Source organism: Rhodovibrio sodomensis (assembly GCF_016583645.1).
GTDB lineage: Bacteria > Pseudomonadota > Alphaproteobacteria > Kiloniellales > Rhodovibrionaceae > Rhodovibrio > Rhodovibrio sodomensis.
The window spans coordinates 1-2,350 of the sequence record NZ_NRRL01000229.1; the positions used below are offsets into that span (position 1 = coordinate 1).

Here is a 2,350-nt window from a genome sequence, read left to right on the forward strand (position 1 = left end):
CGTCGAGAGCTATCGTCGGCGGACCGCCGTCAGCCGCCAAACCGACCCGGCTGACGCCGCGTCATCCGACAGCGACAGCCTCGGCGACAACCCCAGCGACAACAACCGAGAAGGAGGTGACGACACCACAAAATAAGCCGTCAACATCATCGATCCGCACCGGCCACGACCTTGTCGCTCAACCGGTCACGCTGCTTGACGCGCTACAGTTCAACACTGCGAGACGCATTGACAACACTAGGACGCCGAGTCCGCTTCGGGTCATAACCTTCGCATCACAGGGATGGGAACATCGGCAGCTGTCAATGTGAGTCCCGCCGCAAGCATGGCCGGTAGTCCTGAGCTCGCACCAGTAGCGCCTATCTAAGCCAGCAGTGGTGCAGCTCAGTTGGACGGAGCTTGCCAACAAGCCGTGTTCGCCTTCATGGCGATGCCTCAGTCTCTGTCGAATGGAGACCACGCCATCCAAGGCCGGACGCATTGAGCGCCCTGCAAACCAAGCGACGCTTCAAGAGGCCACCGACCGATCCGATCTCCGGCTCCGTGCGATCGTCCGTGCGCTCGCCCGCCAGGCCGCGCGAGCGCACCACGCGCAGGCTTGTTCGAAAGGCGAAACGGATTCAAACTCGGCGGATTAACCGAGAGGTCCCGCCATGCCCGCCGTCGCTCTCTACGCCCGTTACTCCTCCGACCACCAGCGCGATGCTTCGATCGAGGACCAGCTGCGAATTTGCCGCGAGCGCGCGGCGCGCGAGGGCTGGTCGATCGCGGACAGCTACAGCGACCGGTCGATCTCGGGCGCCAGCCTGATGCGCCCGGGCATCCAGGCGCTAATGCAGGACGCGCAGGCCGGACGCTTCCAGGTGATTTTGGCGGAATCGCTGGACCGGATCAGCCGCGACCAGGAAGACATCGCCGGCGTCTACAAGCGCCTGACCTTCGCCGGCGTGCGCATGGTCACGCTCTCGGAGGGCGACATCAGCGAGCTGCACATCGGCCTCAAGGGCACGATGGGCGCGCTCTACCTCAAGGACTTGGCGGACAAGACCCGCCGCGGCCTGCGCGGGCGCGTGCAGGAGGGCAAGTCCGGCGGCGGCAACAGCTACGGCTACCGGGTCGTGCACCGTACAGGCGCCGACGGCACCCCGGAGCGCGGCGAACGCGCGATCGACCCGGCGGAGGCCGCGGTCGTTCGGCGGATCTTCACGGACTACGCCGCCGGCAAGTCGCCCACCCGGATCGCCCACGAGCTGAACGCCGAGGGCGTCCTAGGGCCGCGCGGCAAGGCCTGGGGGCCGAGCACGCTGTTCGGCAACGCCAGCCGCGGCAACGGCGTGCTCAACAACGAGCTCTACATCGGTCGGCTGGTCTGGAACCGGCAGCGTTTCCTCAAGGACCCGATGACCGGCAAGCGGGTCGCCCGCCCGAACCCGCCGGAGCAGTGGGTCATCCAGGACGTCCCCGAACTGTGCATCGTCGACGACGCCCTCTGGACCAAGGTCAAGGAGCGCCAGACGGCCATCCGCGCGCGCTACGTCAAGGACGACGGCAACGCCCTGACCGCCCGGCGCCGGACCCGCTACCTCTTCTCCGGGCTGATCAAGTGCGGGGCATGCGGCGGCGGCTACTCCATGGTCTACCGCGACCTGTACGGCTGCGCGACCTATAAGAACAAGGGAACCTGCACCAACGCCCTGCGCGTCCGCCGGCAGGAGCTGGAGGCGCGCGTGCTCGCCGCCATGCGCGACAAGCTCATGGACCCGAGCCTTTTCCGGGTGTTCTGCGAGGAGTTCACGCGCGAACTCAACCGGCTGCGGATGGACGCGTCCGCGGGGGTCGCCGCCAAGCAGGCGGAACTCGAGAAGGTCGAGCGGGGCATCCACAAGATCGTCGAGGCGATCAAGGAAGGCTACCGAACCCCTGGCATGAAAGACGAGCTGTTCGCTCTGGAGGACCGCAAGGCCAAGCTGACCGACGACCTTGCCCACGCGGCGACGCCGCCCGCCCTCCTTCACCCCAACATGGCGCAGGAATACCGCAAGCGGATCGACGGCTTGTTCACCGCGCTGCAGGACGAGCGCACGCGGCTGGAGGCGGGCGACCACATCCGGGCGCTGGTCGGCCGGATCGTGGTCTCGCCCAACCAGGACGGCGGCGCCGCGCTGTGGCTGGAGGGCGATCTCGCCGGCATCCTGAGCCTGGCGTCGGGCACGATAACACCCGCCGCATCGCGTGATGGGCGGGTGCTGACATCGGTGGTTGCGGGGGTGGGATTTGAACCCACGACCTTCAGGTTATGAGCCTGACGAGCTACCTGGCTGCTCCACCCCGCGGCGGGTGTTGTGGGTGG

General features: G+C 67.1%; 1 protein-coding gene and 1 tRNA gene. One reads left to right on the forward strand and one right to left on the reverse strand.

Going from position 1 to position 2,350, the window contains the following annotated elements; genetic code table 11:
* The first annotated feature begins 653 nt into the window (after positions 1-653).
* Entirely contained in the window at positions 654-2,300 is a 1,647-nt protein-coding gene (locus CKO28_RS27265; protein WP_200344625.1) for a recombinase family protein, read from the forward strand.
* Here the strand turns inward: CKO28_RS27265 and CKO28_RS27270 are convergent.
* A tRNA-Met gene (locus tag CKO28_RS27270) sits at positions 2,257-2,333 on the reverse strand. The two genes, CKO28_RS27265 and CKO28_RS27270, sit on opposite strands and share 44 nt — an antisense overlap.
* Positions 2,334-2,350: the final 17 nt, after the last annotated feature.